This is a genomic window from Alcanivorax sp. (genome assembly GCF_014762765.1).
In the GTDB taxonomy this organism is placed as follows: Bacteria; Pseudomonadota; Gammaproteobacteria; order Pseudomonadales; family Alcanivoracaceae; genus Alcanivorax.
In genome coordinates this window covers 13493-30129 of the sequence record NZ_JABURH010000201.1, presented here as the reverse complement: position 1 = coordinate 30129, position 16637 = coordinate 13493, and the positions used below count along the sequence as shown (strand labels likewise).

Below are 16637 nucleotides of genomic sequence, written 5' to 3'. Positions count from 1 at the left end.
CAGCAGGGGCTTGGGGGTGTGATCGGTGAGGGGCCGCATGCGCTTGCCGTAACCGGCGGCCAGGATCATCGCCTTCACTCGTTGTCCTCGAGCTGATCCAGGATCCATTCCAGGTCCGCCAGCTCCGGACGGCGGGCGATGACGGTGCGCAGGTAGGCAAAGAACCGGGCCACATCGCCCAGGTATTTAGGTTTGCCGTCCCGGTGGCAGATACGGGCAAAGATGCCGATCACCTTGAGGTGGCGCTGGGCGCCCATCAGGTCGCAATCGCGCAGGAAGGTATCGAACTCCGCCGGCACCGGCAGGCCTGCGGCGGTGGCCTTGTCGAAATACTCCCGCAGCCAGCCCAGCACCCGCGCTTCCGGCCAGCTGATAAAGGCATCCTTGAACAGGCTGATCACGTCATAACTGATGGGCCCGGCCACCGCGTCCTGGAAGTCCAGCACCCCGGGGTTGGGGTCGGACACCATCAGGTTGCGGGGCATGTAGTCCCGGTGCACGAACACCTGCGGCTGGGCCAGGGCCGATTCGATCAGCACGGTAAACACCCGGTCCAGACGCTGGCGCAGCTCGCCGGTGACCACCTTTTCCCGGTGGCGAAACAGGTACCACTGGGGAAACAGCTCCAGCTCCCGCTGCAGCAGGGCCTCGTCATAGACCGGCAGGCCGGCCACATCGGTATGCAATTGCTGGGTAATCAGGGTATCGATGGCGGCGCTGTACCAGGCATCCGCATTGCTCTCGTTCAGAGCGGTGAGCCAGGTCTCATTGCCCATATCGGTGAGCAGCAGAAAGCCCTGCTCCAGATCCTGATGCAGAATTTCGGGCACATGCAGGCCGGCACGCTGAAGACGCTGGCCCACATCAATAAAGGGGCGACAATCTTCCTGGGCCGGCGGCGCATCCATGGCGACCAGACTGCGCCCACCATGCTGATAACGAAAATAGCGCCGGAAGCTGGCATCCGCGGACGCAGGCTGCCCGCTCACGCTGGCACCGAGGTAAGCGCTTACCCACTGGTCCAGAGCGGCCTTGCGCGGATCGGCCTTATTGTCGGATTTACTTTTATCAGGCTGCATTGCCTTCCTTGTTCGATTACACTGCCGCTTTTACAGGGCGGAATTGCCGCCGCTGTACAAAACGGCCTTTTTACCTGTTCTGAGCAGCCGATGCCACTGCCCGTACAACGAATTCTTATCCCCGGCCTGCTGCTTCTGGCAGGCACCAGTACCGCGGACAACGACCTGAACTGGGTTGACCGCGAAGAAATGGCCACGTTCCCTGCCGTGCAACAGCGCAGCATCCCGGAATGGTGTGGCGGCATCTACTATAACCCGGCCGTGGGCATTCCCGTGGCAGGCAGCGACACCGTGGTCACCGCCGACCACTCCACCATGTCGCAGAATGGCCTGATCGAGCTGAATGGTGACGTGCTGATCGAGCAGCCCGGCAGCCGCATTACCACTGACAGTGCACAACTGGACCAGGCCACCGGCAAGTTCCAGCTGGAAAACGGCATGCGCCTGGAAAGTGACCAGGCCACCTTCATTGCCTCCAGCATGAGCGGCCAGACCCGCCGCAAGGAAGGCAGCCTGCTGGGGGTGCGCTATTCCCTGTTCAATACCGCCGCCCGGGGCAGCGCCGACTACATCTTCCTCAATGAGACCACCACCACCATTACCCGTGGCACCTACACGACCTGTGCGCCGGGCTCCAATGGCTGGTCGCTGGAAGGGGAACGTATTTTCCTGGACCGGGAAAAGGGCTGGGGCGAAGCCTCGAATGTGGTCTTGAAGGTGAAGAGCATGCCGATCTTCTGGCTGCCCTGGATGACCTTCCCCATTGATGACCGCCGCAAGACCGGCCTGCTGTTCCCCACCATCGCTATCGGTGACAGCAGCGGCGGCCTGGACATTACCCAGCCGATCTACGTGAACATCCACCCACAGCTGGATGCCACCATCGGCCCCCGCTTTATCGATGGCCGTGGCGAAGGGGTGGACTCCGAATTCCGCTACCTGACGCCCTGGGGCGAAGGCGACATCAGCTACGGGGTGCTGTTCAACGACCGCAAATTCGATGACGAAGACCGGCAGGTAGCCCGCTGGACCCATAATGGCAATATCAACCGCTGGAACCTGAAAACCGACTTCAATTACGTGTCGGATGACTTCTACTTCAAGGACCTGGATACCGGCCTGGAAATCAGCTCCCAGACCCACCTGCCGCGACTGGCGGAAGCCCGCTATTACGGCCGCACCTGGCAGGTCCTGGGGCGCATGCAGTCCTGGCAGACCATCGACCCGACCCTGGCGGATCAGGATCTGCCCTACCGTCGCCTGCCACAATTGCAGCTAACCGGTGACCCGACCCTGTATGGCCCCCTCAAGGGACTGTGGCTGTCCGATGTCACCTCTTTCGAACGCAGCGGCTCCGATGACAGCGGCAAGGCCACCGGCCTGCGTGCTCACCTGGCCCCGGCACTGAACCTGCGCCTGCAGCAACCCTGGGGCTACCTGGAACCCCGCGCCCGGCTGTATCACACCCGCTACGAGCTGGACAGCGTGGACACCAATGCCGAAGACAACCCGGATATCACCACCTGGGGGGCCAGCCTGGACTCCGGCCTGTTCTTTGAGCGACCCAGCCGCTGGTTCGGCGAAGCTTACACCCAGACCCTGGAACCGCGCCTGTTCGTCAACAAGGTGGCGTTCAAGAACCAGGACTTCCTGCCCAATTTCGACAGCCGCGAGCTCACCTTTTCCTACAACTCGCTGTTCCGGGAAAACCGCTTTATCGGCTACGACCGAATTGGCGACGAGGAAAAACTGGCGCTGGGCCTGACCAGCCGTTTCCTCCATGATGCCACCGGCCGCGAGCAACTGCGGCTGCGGCTGGCCCAGGGTTTCTACTTTGAAGATCGCAAGGTGGTCACCGAGCAGACCGTGGAAGACCCCACCGATGACCAGACACCGCTGGTGGGTGACGCCCGATGGAACTTTGCCCGCGACTGGTACCTCTACACTGAAGCCCAATGGGATCTGGAAGAAAATGAGCGGGAACGCTCCAGCTTCCAGATCGGTTACAACGACCGGGAACGCCGGGTAGTCAATCTGGGGTATCACGACCGCCCCGAAGACGACATCCGCGAATCGGAAATCAGCGGCATCCTGCCGATACATCGCCACTGGCGCATGGTAGGCCGCTGGATGTACGACCTGGAAAACAAGCGCACCCTGGAAACCATAGCCGGGGCCGAATACCGCAATTGCTGCTGGAAACTGCGCCTGCTGAGTCAGCGGGAACTGGTGGATGATGACGGCGATGGCGATCTGGAAGCGGACAGCACCATCTGGGTACAGATCCAGATGGTTGGCCTGGGCGGTTTCGGCGGCCAGGTGGATGCCCTGCTGGAGCGCAGTATTCCGGGATACAGGAGACAGTATGATTGAGAAAACGCCAGACGCCGGACGCCGGATCCTGGACGCACGACACACCCTGCTTGGCCTGCTGGCCATGGTTGTGCTGATGGCACCGGTCTGGTCCCACGCCAAAGTGCAGATGCTTGATCGCATCGTGGCCGTGGTCAACGACGGCGCCATCATGGCCAGCGAGCTGGACGAGCGCATTAACACCATCGCCCTGCAGTTCCAGGAAAAGGGCCAGCCACTGCCGCCCCCGGCGGTCATGCGTGAGCAAGTGCTCGACCGTATGATCCTGGAGCGCCTGCAGCTGCAGCTTGCCGACCGGGCCGGTATCAAGGTCGATGACGCCACCCTCAACCAGGCCCTGGCCGGCATCGCCCGGCAGAACGGCATGACTCTGGAAGATTTCGCCGCCGCCCTGCGCCAGGACGGTTACGACTGGGCCCAGTTCCGTGAGCAGATTCGCCAGGACATGCTGATTTCCCGTCTTCAGCAGCGCAGCGTTGCCTCCCGTATCCGCATCACCGACCGGGAAGTGGACCGTTTCCTGAGCTCGGAAATGGGCAAGAAGATGTTCGAAGCCGATTTCCGTCTTGGTCATATCCTGGTGCGGCTGCCTGCTGGGGCCAGCCCGGAGCAAGTGCAGGCCGCCAAAGAGAAGGCTGACGGCATCGTGGCACGGCTGAAACAGGGTAGCGACTTCCAGCAACTGGCCACTGCTGAATCCGATGGTCCCAAGGCACTGGAAGGCGGCGATCTGGGTTGGCGCCCGGCGGCCCAGTGGCCCAGCCTGTTCGCGGAAACTGCCATCGACATGAACAAGGGCGAGATTTCCCAGCCGCTGCGCTCAGGGGCCGGTTTTCATATTCTCAAGCTGATGGATCGCAAGGGCGGAGCCGAGAAGGTGGTCACCCAGTATCAGGTCCGCCACGTACTGATCAAACCCGACGCTCTGACCAGCGCCAACGAGGCCCGGGCCAAAGCCGTGCGGCTGCATGACAGCATTGCCACCGGCAAGCAGGACTTTTCCAAGGTGGCCGCAGAGCACTCCGACGACCCGGGCAGTGCCCGCAACGGCGGCGAGCTGGGCTGGATTACCCAAGGCGAGATGGTGCCGGAATTCGAGGACATGATGCTCAATACCCCGGTGGGCAAGCTGTCGCCGGTGTTCGAAAGCCAGTTCGGCTTTCATTTCCTGCGAGTGGACGACACCCGCGACGCGGACATGAGCGAAGAGTTCCGTCGCATGCAGGCCACCCAGGCCCTGCAGAAGCGCCGTTTCGAGGAAGAGCTGGAAACCTGGCTGCAAGAGCAGCGCAGCGAATCCTACGTGGATATTCGCTTATGAGTCTGACGTCTGATGTCGGACGTCGGACGCCAGAGCGTCCCATTGCCATCACCTACGGGGACCCCGCAGGGGTCGGCCCGGATCTGGTACTGACCCTGCAGGACACCTTCCCGGACGCCCCGCTTGTGGTCATCGGTGACCGCCACGTGCTAGCCCAGCGAGCAAAGCAACTCGGCTTGGCCGTTACGCTCTCCGATTGGCAGCCAGGCCAACCGCTGGCGCCGGGCACCCTGCCGGTTTGGCACACCCCTGCCGGGGAGCCGGTGATCGCCGGCCAGCCCGATCCGGCCACTGCCAGCGGTACCCTCACCATGCTGACCCGCGCCGCCCAGGGCTGCCTGAACGGCACCTTTGCCGCCATGGTGACCGCCCCGGTGGCCAAAAACGTGATCTGCGAGGGCGCCGACCCGGCCTTTACCGGCCATACCGAATTTCTGGCGGAACAGGCCGGCGTGGACCAGGTGGTGATGATGCTCACCGCCCGCCAGCTTCGCGTGGCCCTGGTTACCACCCACCTGCCACTCAGCCAGGTTGCCGGCGCAGTGACTGCGGACACCCTGACCCGCACCCTGACCATCCTGCGCGACGATCTGATCAGCAAATACCGCATCCCGGAACCCCGCATCCTTGTGCTGGGGCTCAATCCCCATGCCGGCGAAGGGGGTCACCTGGGTCGCGAGGAACTGGACGTGATCATTCCCACCCTGGAGGCCCTGCGCGGCCAGGGTATGGCCCTCACCGGCCCACTGCCGGCGGACACCGCCTTCCAGCCGGACCTGCTGGCACAACACGATGCGGTGCTGGCCATGTACCACGATCAGGGTTTGCCCGTCCTAAAGTACGCCGGCTTTGGCGAAGCCATCAATATCACCCTGGGGCTGCCCTTTATCCGCACCTCGGTGGATCATGGCACCGCTTTCCACCTGGCTGGCACCGGCACGGCCAAGGCCGGCAGCCTGATCGCCGCCACCCGACTCGCTCTGGAGCTTGCCGCCACATGACAGAACATCGCACCCGCAAACGTTTCGGCCAGCACTTCCTGCATGACCGCAACCTGGTGGACCGCATGGTGCGCACCCTGGGGCTGCAGCAGGACGACACCCTGGTGGAAATCGGCCCCGGCCGTGGCGCACTTACCTACCCGCTGCTGGAAGAGATACCTCACCTGCACGTGGTGGAACTGGACCGGGACCTGATTGCCCTGCTGCGCCAGGAAAACAGCCCGGAACGCCTGACCATCCATGAAAGCGATGCCCTGCGCTTCGACTTCCGCACCCTGAAACCGGCGGACAAGCCGCTGCGGGTCATCGGTAACCTGCCCTACAACATTTCCACCCCGCTGATCTTCCACCTGCTCAGCCAGGCGGACGCCATCAGCGACATGACCTTCATGTTGCAGAAGGAAGTGGTGGACCGGCTCACCGCCAGCCCCGGCACCCGGGACTGGGGGCGCCTGTCGATCATGGTCCAGTACCATTGTCAGGCGGACTATCTGTTCTTTGTGCCACCGGGCGCCTTCAGCCCGCCGCCCAAGGTGGATTCCGCCGTGGTGCGCCTGATTCCCCACGCCAGCCCGCCCTATCCGGCAAACGATGAAGAGCACCTGCGCCGACTGGTGGCCCAGGCCTTCACTCAACGACGCAAGGCCATCCGCAATAGTCTAAAATCCCAGGTAACGCTGGAGCAGTTCGAACAGGCGGGCATCGACGCCGGTCTGCGCCCGGACCAGCTCTCCGTGGCGGACTATGTGGCCCTGGCCAATATCACCGGATCAAACACCGGTACCGGCTGACCAGGGCGGTTCTGCCCCGGAGCCCGGCAACCAGAGCACCGGGCAAGCCATTCAGCGAGAATCACATCAACGGAGCAACCATGAGCCCGCGCCACAATATTCAGGTCTCGGTGGAAACCGAGTTTCTCGCCGATCAGAGCGACCCGGACAATCAGCGCTGGGTATTCGCCTACCACATCACCATTCGTAATGAAGGCACCGTCAGCGCCCGCCTGCTGACCCGCCACTGGGTGATCACCGACGGCGAGGATCGCGTGCAGGAAGTCCACGGCGAAGGGGTTATCGGCGAACAGCCGCACATCGCCCCGGGACAGGAATTTTCCTATACCAGCGGCGCCATCCTGGAAACCGAGGTTGGCAGCATGCGCGGCAGCTACCAGATGATTGGAGAAGATGGCACTCACTTCGACGCACAAGTCCCCATGTTTACTCTTGCGGTACCGCATGCTCTGCATTGACCCCGGCCTGCAACACGCCAACAGAACCACGCCAACCGGGGCCGGAGGTGTCCATTGAGCGATTACGCCATCGGTGACTTGCAGGGCTGTCTGGCGCCCTTCAATTGCCTGCTGGAACAAATCAACTTCAATGCGGATCGCGACCGGTTATTCCTGGCAGGGGATCTGGTCAACCGGGGCCCGGATTCCCTGGGTACCCTGCGCCGGGTTTATGAATTGCGCGATAATGTGCATACCGTGCTGGGCAACCACGACCTGCACCTGCTGGCAGTGGCCCAGGGCAGCACCGACAGCCGCCGCAAGGACACCCTCACGGCTATCCTTGAGGCTCCCGACCGCGATGCCCTGCTGGGCTGGCTGCAAAATTGCCCGCTACTGGTGGATATCCCGGAACACCAGGCGGTGATGACCCATGCAGGCATCCCGCCATTATGGACACTGGCTCAAGCCCGGGAACGAGCCCGGGAAGTGGAACAGGTGCTGCGCGCGCCACAGGTGGGCGAGTATTTTGCCAACATGTATGGCAACCAGCCGGCGGGCTGGAACGATGACCTGCAAGGCCCGGAACGGTGGCGGGTCATCACCAACCATTTCACCCGCATGCGTTTTGTGAACCTGGCCGGAGAGCTGGATCTGGCCACCAAGGGCGAAGCCGATGCGCCGCCTGAAGGGTTTATGCCCTGGTTCCAGCACCCCCATCGTCAGGCTACCGATACCCGCATCCTGTTCGGACACTGGGCGGCACTGGAAGGAAACACCCACGTGGCCAGGGTAGACGCCCTGGATACCGGCTGCGTCTGGGGCGGCAGCCTGACCGCCCTGCGCCTGGATGATCTGACCCGAATCGCCTGCCACTGCTGACTCTCAGCAGCGGCAGGACTTGCCTCCCGACGACCACCCCGACCTGCCCGGAATGGCCGACAGTCACACTACCATTTGATGGCAATCCGCCATTCCCCAACCCTGCCAGAACCGTTTTCTGTCCCTCCGCCAGCCCCCGTCACAGCTCATGACCCGGCCTGTCAGACATTCGCCACACTTCATCCTTTTTCTGCAAAAAAAATTTTCCTTCCGCTTTGACTTCATCTGCCGTTTGGCTACATGCTAAAGACGTGACTGCATGGTCAGCCCTGCATCGAGGAATGCCCATTTTCATTTTTTATTTACACGACTTTTTTTATTAATGAGAAAAGTGATCAGGACATTAATCAGGGATAAACACCGCATGTAGTTTTGTTGTGACAATTGTTGGTTCCGCCAGGAGGAAGCAGGCATGAGCATTATCAGCCACTACCAGGCCCGGTTTGACAGCACCCAGCAGGAAGAAATGTCGCTGGAAGAGTACCTGGACCTGTGCAAACGCGACCCCAGCGCCTATGCCACGGCCCCCGAGCGCATGCTGATGGCCATCGGCGAGCCGGAGATGGTCGACACCGCCAAGGATCCACGCCTGTCACGCATCTTCTCCAACAAGGTTATCCGTCGCTACCCAGCCTTCGACGAATTCTACGGCCTGGAAGAGGTGATCGAGAATATCGTCAGCTATTTCCGCCATGCCGCTCAGGGCCTGGAAGAAAAGAAACAGATTCTTTATCTGCTCGGCCCGGTGGGCGGCGGCAAGTCATCCCTGGCAGAAAAACTCAAGGCGCTGATGCAAAGAGTGCCTTTCTATGCCATCAAGGGTTCACCGGTTAACGACTCTCCCCTGGCCCTGTTCGATCCGGAGGAAGATGCTCCGATTCTGGAAGAGGAATACGGCATCCCACGCCGCTACATCCGCACCATCATGTCACCCTGGGCGGTAAAGCGGCTGCATGAATTCGGCGGTGATATCAGCCAGTTCCGAGTGGTTAAACGTTACCCTTCCATTCTCGATCAGGTGGCCGTGGCCAAGACCGAGCCGGGTGATGAGAACAACCAGGACATTTCCGCCCTGGTGGGCAAGGTGGATATTCGCAAGCTGGAAGACTTCGCCCAGGACGATCCGGACGCTTATTCCTTCTCCGGTGGCCTTTGCCGAGCCAACCAGGGCATTCTGGAATTTGTGGAAATGTTCAAGGCACCGATCAAGGTGCTGCATCCCCTGCTGACCGCCACCCAGGAAGGCAATTACAACGGCACCGAACACATGGGTGCGATTCCCTTCGACGGGATCGTGCTGGCCCACTCCAACGAAGCGGAATGGCACACCTTCAAGAACAACAAGAACAACGAAGCCTTTATCGACCGGGTCTATATCGTCAAGGTGCCTTACTGCCTGCGCGTCACCGAAGAAATGCAGATTTACGAAAAGCTGCTGCGCAACTCCAGCCTGCGCGATGCGCACTGCGCACCGGACACCCTGCACATGCTGGCCCAGTTCTCCACCCTTACCCGACTCAAGGAACCGGAGAACTCCAGCATCTACTCCAAGATGCGTGTCTATGACGGTGAGAATCTGAAGGACGTGGACCCCCACGCCAAGTCCATGCAGGAATACCATGACATGGCGGGCGTCGATGAAGGCATGAACGGCCTCTCCACTCGTTTCGCGTTCAAGATTCTTTCCAAGGTATTCAACTACGATCACTCCGAGGTGGCCGCCAACCCGGTACACCTGATTCATGTGCTGGAACAGCGCATTGATCAGGAGCAATTTCCCCAGGAACGCCAGGAGCAATACCGGAGATTCATCAAGGAATACCTGGTACCGCGCTACGTGGAATTTATCGGCAAGGAAATACAGACCGCTTACCTGGAGTCCTACTCCGAGTATGGCCAGAACATCTTCGACCGCTACGTGACCTATGCCGATTTCTGGATTCAGGATCAGGAATTCCGCGACCCGGACACCGGGGAAATTTTCGACCGCCAGGCCCTCAACGAAGATCTGGAGAAGATCGAAAAGCCGGCGGGTATCTCCAACCCCAAGGACTTCCGCAACGAGGTAGTCAACTTCGTACTCCGCGCCCGCGCCAACAATCACGGCAAGAACCCGAGCTGGCTCAGCTACCAGAAGCTGCGCGATGTGATCGAGAAGAAAATGTTCTCCAACACCGAGGATCTGCTACCGGTGATTTCCTTCAACGCCAAGGGCAGCGAAGACGACCAGCGCAAGCACAACAACTTCGTGCAACGCATGGTCTCCCGCGGCTACACGGAAAAGCAGGTACGCCTGTTGTCCGAGTGGTACCTGCGGGTGCGTAAAGCGCAGTAGAAAATCGCTGTAGGAGCGCCGCTTGAGGCGCGAACCAGCTGTGCCAATTCGCGTCTCAAGCGGCGCTCCTACAATGCAGTCGGTGAAGTCGGGAGAAACGGATGAGCTACATCATTGATCGCCGCCTGAACGACAAGCGCAAGAGCACCGTGAATCGCCAGCGCTTTCTGCGTCGTTACCGCAAGCACATTCGTGAAGCGGTGAACGATGCAGTGAATCGTCGTTCCATTCAGGATATGGAACAGGGCGAGCGCATCAATATTCCCCGCAAGGATCTGTCCGAACCCATTTTCCACCATGGCCTCGGCGGGCAGCGCAGCATCGTTCATCCCGGTAACAAAGAGTTCCACCAGGGCGACCGAATCCTGCGTCCGGAAGGTGGCGGCGGCCAGGGAGCTGGCGATGGCCAGGCCAGCAACCAGGGAGAAGGCGAAGATGGCTTCGCCTTTGAAATCGACAAACAGGAGTTTCTCAACTTCCTGTTCGAAGATCTGGAACTACCCAACCTGGTGAAGCGACACCTGGAGGGCGCCCAGACTTTCCAGACCAAACATGGCGGCATCGTCAGCCAAGGCATGCCCGCCAAGATCAATATTGTCCGCTCCATGCGCCAGGCCTCCATGCGGCGCCGGGCGCTCACCGCCGCTACCCGGCGCCGCATCCGTGACTTCAAAGCCGAGCGCGAGGAGCTTCTGCAACAGGACCAGTCCCCACAACGCCAGGCTCGTCTGCAAGAGTTGGAGGATCAGATAACCAAACTGGAACGTCGCCTGGAGCGCATTCCGTTTCTCGACACCGTGGACCTGCGCTTCAATCATCATGTGAAGGTACCGGTACCGGTGAGCAGGGCGGTGATGTTCTGCATCATGGATGTATCCGGCTCCATGAATCAGGACATGAAAGATCTGGCTAAACGCTTTTTCCTGCTGCTGTATCTGTTCCTGCAGCGCAATTACGAAAAAATCGAGGTGGTCTTTATTCGCCACCACACCAGTGCCAAGGAAGTGGACGAGGAAGAGTTTTTCTATTCCCGGGAGACCGGCGGCACCATTGTCTCCAGTGCATTGAAACTCACCCGCGACATCATCAACGAACGCTACCCGGTGGCGGAGTGGAATATCTATGCCGCCCAGGCCTCCGATGGCGACAACTGGAATGATGACTCCCCGGCCTGCGCCAAACTGATTGAAGAGGAGCTGCTGCCAAAACTGCAGTATTTCACCTACGTGGAAGTCATGCCCCGTGCCCACCAGGCCCTATGGGACCACTACCAGAACATCATGGCAAAACATCCTGCTGCGTTTTCCATGGCTCAGATTGATGAACCCGGCGAGATATACCCGGTTTTCCGGCACCTTTTCAAGAAACGCATGGAGGACGCATGAGTTTTTTATCTCAAGGGTCCGACTGGGATTTCGAACTACTGGCTCGCTATGACGAAGCCATCGCCGATATCGCCCACAACAAATACGGCCTGGACACCTATCCGAACCAGATCGAGGTAATTTCCTCCGAACAGATGATGGACGCCTATTCCTCGGTGGGGATGCCGGTTGGCTACAACCACTGGTCCTTCGGCAAACAGTTTGTCGAAGTGGAGGGTCGCTATCGGCGTGGACAGATGGGCCTGGCCTATGAAATCGTCATCAATTCCGACCCCTGCATTGCCTACCTGATGGAGGAAAACAGTATCGCCATGCAGGCCCTGGTCATCGCCCATGCCAGCTACGGGCACAACTCCTTCTTCAAGAACAATTACCTGTTCAAGACCTGGACCGATGCTTCCTCCATCATTGATTACCTGGTTTTCGCGCGGAACTATATCGCCGAGTGCGAAATGCGCCACGGGGTCACTGCCGTGGAGGAAACCCTGGACTCCTGTCATGCCCTGATGAATTACGGGGTAGACCGCTACAAACGCCCCTCGCCCATTTCTGCCGTGGAGGAAAAGCGCCGCCAGCGCGAACGGGAAGAATCCCTGCAGAAGCAGGTCTCCGAGTTATGGCGCACCTTTCCGCAATTGCAACCGGCCACCCAACGTCGAGAGGAAGATGGCACCTTCCCTGCCGAGCCACAGGAGAATCTGCTTTATTTTATCGAAAAAAATGCGCCTCTTCTGAAACCCTGGCAACGGGAAATCATCCGCATCGTGCGCAAGATGGCCCAGTACTTCTACCCGCAACGCCAGACCAAGGTCATGAACGAGGGCTGGGCGTGCCTGTGGCACTACACCCTGCTCAACGATCTCTATGACAGGGGCCAGGTGACTGACGGCTTCATGCTGGAGTTTCTGCAGAATCACAGCCAGGTAATCTATCAGCCGCCCTTCACTGCTCCGTTCTACAGCGGCATGAACCCCTATGCGCTGGGCTTCAACATGTTCCAGGATATACGCCGCATCTGCGAAAAACCGGATGACGAGGATCGGGAATGGTTTCCGGAAATTGCCGGATCTAACTGGGTGGAAACGGTAAAATTCGCCATGGAGAGCTTCAAGGACGAAAGCTTTATCCAGCAGTTCCTGTCACCGCGACTGATCCGTTACTTCAAGTTTTTCCAGATCGACGATGACGACCGCAACGATTATGTGGAAGTGGGGGCCATCCACAATGAGCAGGGTTACCGCAAGGTTCGCGATGCTCTGGCCGAGCAGTACAACCTGAGTATTCAGGAGCCCAACATCCAGATCGTCCGTGCAAACGTCCATGGAGACCGGGCCCTGACCTTGCGCCATCAACGCAGCAGTGGCCGGCCACTGGATGATGACAGCACACGGGAAGTCCTGCGCCATCTTCACCGGTTATGGCAATTCGACGTGCACCTGGAAAGCGTGGAAAACGGCAGCGTGGTCAGCCGCCACAGCATGCCTCCGGAACCGCCTCCTGCCGTGCCTTCTTAGCCAATAGCCAGATGGCAAAAACCACGACCAAACAAAAATATGACGCAAACAGGATGTGTAGGGTGCACTGAGCCCAGGCGAACTGCACCAACCCAGCGCCGCAGCGGTGCCGTTCGCCTGGGCTCAGTGCACCCTACACTTACCGCCTTTCCATCACGTCCGAGAGTGTTCTCTACCTTTTAGAACCGGCAAGCACCCTGGACCGTGTTGCAACGCTCAACTTTCAGCTCTCAACTGCTTCAGTTGACGGCGCACCTGATGATCCCCCAACACAAACAGAGACAGCGCCAACACAATCACCCCGGCACCGATCAGCACCATGCTGCCCAGGCTCTCGCCATTGAGCAGATTGCCCAGGGCCAGCGCCAGCACCGGCGTAATCAGTGTGACCAGCGCCACCGTAGCGGCGGGTAGCCGGGACAGAATCTGGAAGTAGCAATAGAAGCCAAGCAGGGAACCGAACACGGCCAGATAGATAATCGCAGACAGCCCGCGAAGGTCACCACTGTAGGCAAAGGACTGGCCGGCAATCAGCATGGCCAATGCGTAGCACGGCAATGACAATATCAGGCCGCCGACGGTCTGCTGCATGGGCTGCAGTCCGGCCCCCACCCGCTGCACGGCAATGCCGCCACCGGCAAACAGGGTCACCGCAGACAACATCCACAACAGCCCTGTACCACGCTCACCCAGATCCGCGCCGGCCAGCAGGCCCGCCAGGCTTTCATCAAACACCAGCGCCAACCCGAACAAACCCAGCAGGCAGGCGCTCCAGTGCCAGCCATTCAATCGCACGCTGCCCGGCAAACATTGCATCATCAACCCGGAGATTAAGGGTGCCAGACCGAAAATCACGGAAATCAACCCGGAGGGAAGATGGGTCGCCGCCATATAGCTGCATGCCATGGCACCGAAGATCCCCGGCAAGGCAACGGTATAACTGAGCACAGCGCGACCATGCAGGGGGAGGCACTGGCGCTTCCAGCTCAACCACAACAACCCCAGCAGCGCAGCAATCGCCATACGCACGCCGGCTGCCGCCAGCGGTGCCATGGCATCACCACTCCATTTAATCCCCAGCGGGGTAGTTGCCCACACCGCCACCACGATCAAATATGCTGCCAGGGTTGGCATGTCGTTCTCCTTGGTTGAGCAGCAAGTTGAAAGTTTCAAGTTACAAGGCGCGAGGAGGGGCTGGTGCCAACTATTCCTCCCCCTTTGCCGCGCCGCACGCAAGAAACAATGCTACTCATTGATTCTTCAACGTTTCATCGCGGTTCAAGGGGAAAATGTTTGGCTGAAACCTTACCCGCGCCTTGTAACTTTCAACTTGAAACTTGCAACTGATAAACGACCTGCAACCCCCAAAACGAAAAAAGGCCGCAGGTCAGGGACTCTGCGGCCTTGTTGCAGAACTGAAACTATCAGTCACACAGCCGCGGTCCCTGCGCACGCCATTTGCGTGCACAGCGGTCTGCGACCAGCATGTGTAGTTTCAGTACAATAGAAAGCATGCGACCATTCTGTCCAAGATAACGAGAGCGCACAAGATGAAAATTTATCTGGTGGGTGGTGCCGTGCGGGATGCATTACTGGGACTGCCGGTGACAGAAAGAGACTGGGTCGTCGTCGGTGCCACACCTGACGAGATGCAGGCCAAAGGGTTTCGCCCGGTGGGCCAGGATTTCCCGGTCTTTCTGCATCCGAAAACCCAGGAGGAATATGCCCTGGCCCGCACCGAACGCAAATCCGGGCACGGCTATGGCGGCTTCTCCTTTCATGCGGCACCGGATGTAAGCCTGGAAGATGATCTGGTACGTCGCGACCTGACGATCAATGCCATGGCCCGGGAAGAAGGGGGCCAGGTAATTGATCCTTTCAACGGGCGCCACGATCTCAAGGCCCGTCTTCTGCGCCATGTCTCTCCCGCCTTTGCGGAAGACCCTCTTCGTGTACTGCGAGTAGCCCGCTTTGCCGCCCGCTACCACTGGTTGGGTTTTCGGGTGGCCGATGACACCCTGGCTCTGATGCGACAACTGGCTGACAGCGGCGAGCTGGATTATCTGGTGGCGGAACGGGTCTGGAAGGAAACCAGCCGGGCGCTGATGGAACGCGATCCACAAGTCTTTTTCCAGGTACTGCATGCCTGTGGTGCCCTGAAAGTACTGTTCCCGGAACTGGCCGCTCTCGACGGCGTGCCACAACCGGAAAAGCATCACCCGGAGGTGGACACCCTGGTGCATCAATGGCTGTGCCTGGAACAGGCCAGCCGGTTGAACCTGCCGTTGACGGCCCGTTACGCCGTACTCTGTCATGATCTTGGCAAGGGTAAGACGCCTGAAGAAGAATGGCCCCGACATATTGCCCACGAAATCCGTAGTGCCCGGCTGGCGAAAACCGTATCGAAGCGCTGGCGCGTCCCCAAGGACGCCGCCACCCTGGCGGCCCTGGTAGCGGAATACCATACCCACTGCCACCGGGCCCTGGAGCTGAAGCCGGCCACGGTCTGGAAGCTGCTGAAAACGCTGGATCTGATACGCCGACCAGAACGGCTGGAGGAGTTCCTGCTCGCCTGTGAAGCCGATGCCCGCGGTCGCACCGGGCTGGAAGATCGCCCCTACCCCCAGGTGGATTACCTGCGCGGTGCGGCACAGGCAGCCAGCAATATTGATGTGGCGGCACTGCGCCAAAGCGGTATCGAAGGGCCGGCACTGGGCGAGGCCATCGAGAAGGCCCGCATTCATGCACTTTCGGAGTTTAAAAAAACATGGCAGATCCCGTCGCTCTGATCACCGGCAGCGCCCGCCGCATCGGCGCAGAAATTGTCCGTACTCTGCACGCCAACGGTATGCGAGTGATTATTCATTACCGCAATAGTGCCGACGATGCCCGGACGCTGGCCGACAGCCTGAACGCAAAACGACCGGACAGCGCCGTCCTGCTTCAGGCAGATCTGGATCAGCCCGATCAGGTACGACAACTGGCCGCAGACGCTCTGGCCTGTTTCGGTCGCATGGATCTGCTGGTCAACAATGCCTCCAGCTTTTACCCGACCCCCGTTGATCAGGCCGATGATGCCGACTGGGACAGACTGCTTCATAGCAACCTGCGCGCTCCCTTTATCCTCAGCCAGAAGCTGGCAAGCGCCCTGCGCCAGCAGCAAGGCAGCATTATCAATATTGTGGATGTCTACGCGGAAAAACCCCTGCAAAACCATACCCTGTACTGCATGGCCAAGGCCGGGCTGGCCATGATGACCCGCAGCCTGGCCCGGGAGCTGGGCCCGGACATTCGTGTCAACGGTGTGTCCCCGGGCCCCATCCTGTGGCCGGAGGCCGGGCAAATGAATCAGCAAGAGATTCAGGATGCCACCGCACTAAAACGCTGCGGCACACCGCAGGATATTGCCCAAACCGTCTTGTGGCTGGGAACACAGGCACCGTTTGTTACCGGCCAGATTCTGGCTGTGGACGGGGGGCGATCACTCTCACTACAGGGAAGTTAAACGTTTTCGGGGGG

Annotated in this window: 14 protein-coding genes; 11 read left to right on the top strand and 3 right to left on the bottom strand. The window is 59.8% G+C overall.

Annotation, left to right across the window (positions count from 1 at the left end; translation table 11 throughout):
- Both HUJ17_RS15725 and HUJ17_RS15720 read right to left on the bottom strand, forming a co-directional pair.
- A partial coding sequence (locus tag HUJ17_RS15725) for a sugar phosphate nucleotidyltransferase (RefSeq protein ID WP_290511579.1) occupies positions 1–78 on the bottom strand: 78 nt, incomplete at its 3' end.
- The gene (locus tag HUJ17_RS15720) at positions 75–1079 is read right to left on the bottom strand and encodes a phosphotransferase (protein ID WP_290511576.1); all 1005 of its coding nucleotides are present in this window, start codon (positions 1077–1079) and stop codon (positions 75–77) included. The genes HUJ17_RS15720 and HUJ17_RS15725, both read right to left, overlap by 4 nt.
- Positions 1080–1169: 90 nt before the next feature.
- Here HUJ17_RS15720 and HUJ17_RS15715 point away from each other — a divergent pair, with 90 nt between their 5' ends.
- The 9 genes from HUJ17_RS15715 (at position 1170) to HUJ17_RS15675 (ending at position 13118) form a co-directional block, all read left to right on the top strand.
- Positions 1170–3452 carry an LPS-assembly protein LptD gene (locus HUJ17_RS15715; RefSeq protein ID WP_290511575.1) on the top strand — a complete coding sequence of 761 codons (2283 nt, stop codon included), beginning with the start codon at positions 1170–1172 and terminating at the stop codon, positions 3450–3452.
- On the top strand, positions 3445–4773 hold the full coding sequence (locus HUJ17_RS15710; RefSeq protein WP_290511574.1) for a peptidylprolyl isomerase: 1329 nt from the start codon (positions 3445–3447) through the stop codon (positions 4771–4773). The genes HUJ17_RS15715 and HUJ17_RS15710 overlap by 8 nt, the downstream gene beginning before the upstream one ends.
- Positions 4770–5774, top strand: coding sequence for a 4-hydroxythreonine-4-phosphate dehydrogenase PdxA (pdxA, locus tag HUJ17_RS15705; RefSeq protein ID WP_290511573.1), 1005 nt, complete (start codon positions 4770–4772; stop codon positions 5772–5774). Before HUJ17_RS15710 ends, pdxA begins: the two co-directional genes overlap by 4 nt.
- Positions 5771–6565, top strand: a complete 795-nt coding sequence (gene rsmA / locus HUJ17_RS15700; protein ID WP_290511572.1) for a 16S rRNA (adenine(1518)-N(6)/adenine(1519)-N(6))-dimethyltransferase RsmA — start codon at positions 5771–5773, stop codon at positions 6563–6565. Before pdxA ends, rsmA begins: the two co-directional genes overlap by 4 nt.
- 80 nt (positions 6566–6645) lie before the next feature.
- A complete protein-coding gene (gene apaG / locus HUJ17_RS15695; protein WP_290511571.1) occupies positions 6646–7023 on the top strand; it encodes a Co2+/Mg2+ efflux protein ApaG in 378 nt (125 codons plus the stop codon).
- Between the two features lie 54 nt (positions 7024–7077).
- On the top strand, positions 7078–7884 hold the full coding sequence (locus HUJ17_RS15690; RefSeq protein WP_290511570.1) for a symmetrical bis(5'-nucleosyl)-tetraphosphatase: 807 nt from the start codon (positions 7078–7080) through the stop codon (positions 7882–7884).
- A gap of 412 nt (positions 7885–8296) precedes the next feature.
- Complete coding sequence (locus HUJ17_RS15685) at positions 8297–10219, top strand: PrkA family serine protein kinase (RefSeq protein ID WP_290511569.1); 1923 nt, start codon at positions 8297–8299, stop codon at positions 10217–10219.
- A 101-nt stretch (positions 10220–10320) separates the two neighbouring features.
- Positions 10321–11604, top strand: a complete 1284-nt coding sequence (locus tag HUJ17_RS15680) for a YeaH/YhbH family protein (RefSeq protein WP_290511568.1) — start codon at positions 10321–10323, stop codon at positions 11602–11604.
- On the top strand, positions 11601–13118 hold the full coding sequence (locus HUJ17_RS15675) for a SpoVR family protein (protein WP_290511567.1): 1518 nt from the start codon (positions 11601–11603) through the stop codon (positions 13116–13118). Before HUJ17_RS15680 ends, HUJ17_RS15675 begins: the two co-directional genes overlap by 4 nt.
- 216 nt (positions 13119–13334) lie before the next feature.
- Here HUJ17_RS15675 and HUJ17_RS15670 read toward each other — a convergent pair whose 3' ends face one another.
- Positions 13335–14252 carry a DMT family transporter gene (locus tag HUJ17_RS15670; protein WP_290511566.1) on the bottom strand — a complete coding sequence of 306 codons (918 nt, stop codon included), beginning with the start codon at positions 14250–14252 and terminating at the stop codon, positions 13335–13337.
- Positions 14253–14668: 416 nt separating this feature from the next.
- On the opposite strand from HUJ17_RS15670, the gene HUJ17_RS15665 reads away from it, so the two are divergent.
- On the top strand, positions 14669–15907 hold the full coding sequence (locus HUJ17_RS15665) for a multifunctional CCA addition/repair protein (protein WP_290511565.1): 1239 nt from the start codon (positions 14669–14671) through the stop codon (positions 15905–15907).
- Positions 15886–16623, top strand: coding sequence for a pteridine reductase (locus HUJ17_RS15660; protein ID WP_290511564.1), 738 nt, complete (start codon positions 15886–15888; stop codon positions 16621–16623). Before HUJ17_RS15665 ends, HUJ17_RS15660 begins: the two co-directional genes overlap by 22 nt.
- The last annotated feature ends 14 nt before the right edge of the window (positions 16624–16637 follow it).

What these genes read in the sequence shown, in the direction of transcription:
- HUJ17_RS15710 (WP_290511574.1), top strand. Translation starts at nt 3,445, where the DNA reads ATGATTGAGAAAACGCCAGACGCCGGACGCCGGATCCTGGACGCACGA.
- HUJ17_RS15665 (WP_290511565.1), top strand. Translation starts at nt 14,669, where the DNA reads ATGAAAATTTATCTGGTGGGTGGTGCCGTGCGGGATGCATTACTGGGA.
- HUJ17_RS15685 (WP_290511569.1), top strand. Translation starts at nt 8,297, where the DNA reads ATGAGCATTATCAGCCACTACCAGGCCCGGTTTGACAGCACCCAGCAG.
- HUJ17_RS15670 (WP_290511566.1), bottom strand. Translation starts at nt 14,252, where the DNA reads ATGCCAACCCTGGCAGCATATTTGATCGTGGTGGCGGTGTGGGCAACT.
- HUJ17_RS15720 (WP_290511576.1), bottom strand. Translation starts at nt 1,079, where the DNA reads ATGCAGCCTGATAAAAGTAAATCCGACAATAAGGCCGATCCGCGCAAG.
- HUJ17_RS15680 (WP_290511568.1), top strand. Translation starts at nt 10,321, where the DNA reads ATGAGCTACATCATTGATCGCCGCCTGAACGACAAGCGCAAGAGCACC.
- apaG (WP_290511571.1), top strand. Translation starts at nt 6,646, where the DNA reads ATGAGCCCGCGCCACAATATTCAGGTCTCGGTGGAAACCGAGTTTCTC.
- HUJ17_RS15715 (WP_290511575.1), top strand. Translation starts at nt 1,170, where the DNA reads ATGCCACTGCCCGTACAACGAATTCTTATCCCCGGCCTGCTGCTTCTG.
- HUJ17_RS15660 (WP_290511564.1), top strand. Translation starts at nt 15,886, where the DNA reads ATGGCAGATCCCGTCGCTCTGATCACCGGCAGCGCCCGCCGCATCGGC.
- HUJ17_RS15675 (WP_290511567.1), top strand. Translation starts at nt 11,601, where the DNA reads ATGAGTTTTTTATCTCAAGGGTCCGACTGGGATTTCGAACTACTGGCT.
- pdxA (WP_290511573.1), top strand. Translation starts at nt 4,770, where the DNA reads ATGAGTCTGACGTCTGATGTCGGACGTCGGACGCCAGAGCGTCCCATT.
- rsmA (WP_290511572.1), top strand. Translation starts at nt 5,771, where the DNA reads ATGACAGAACATCGCACCCGCAAACGTTTCGGCCAGCACTTCCTGCAT.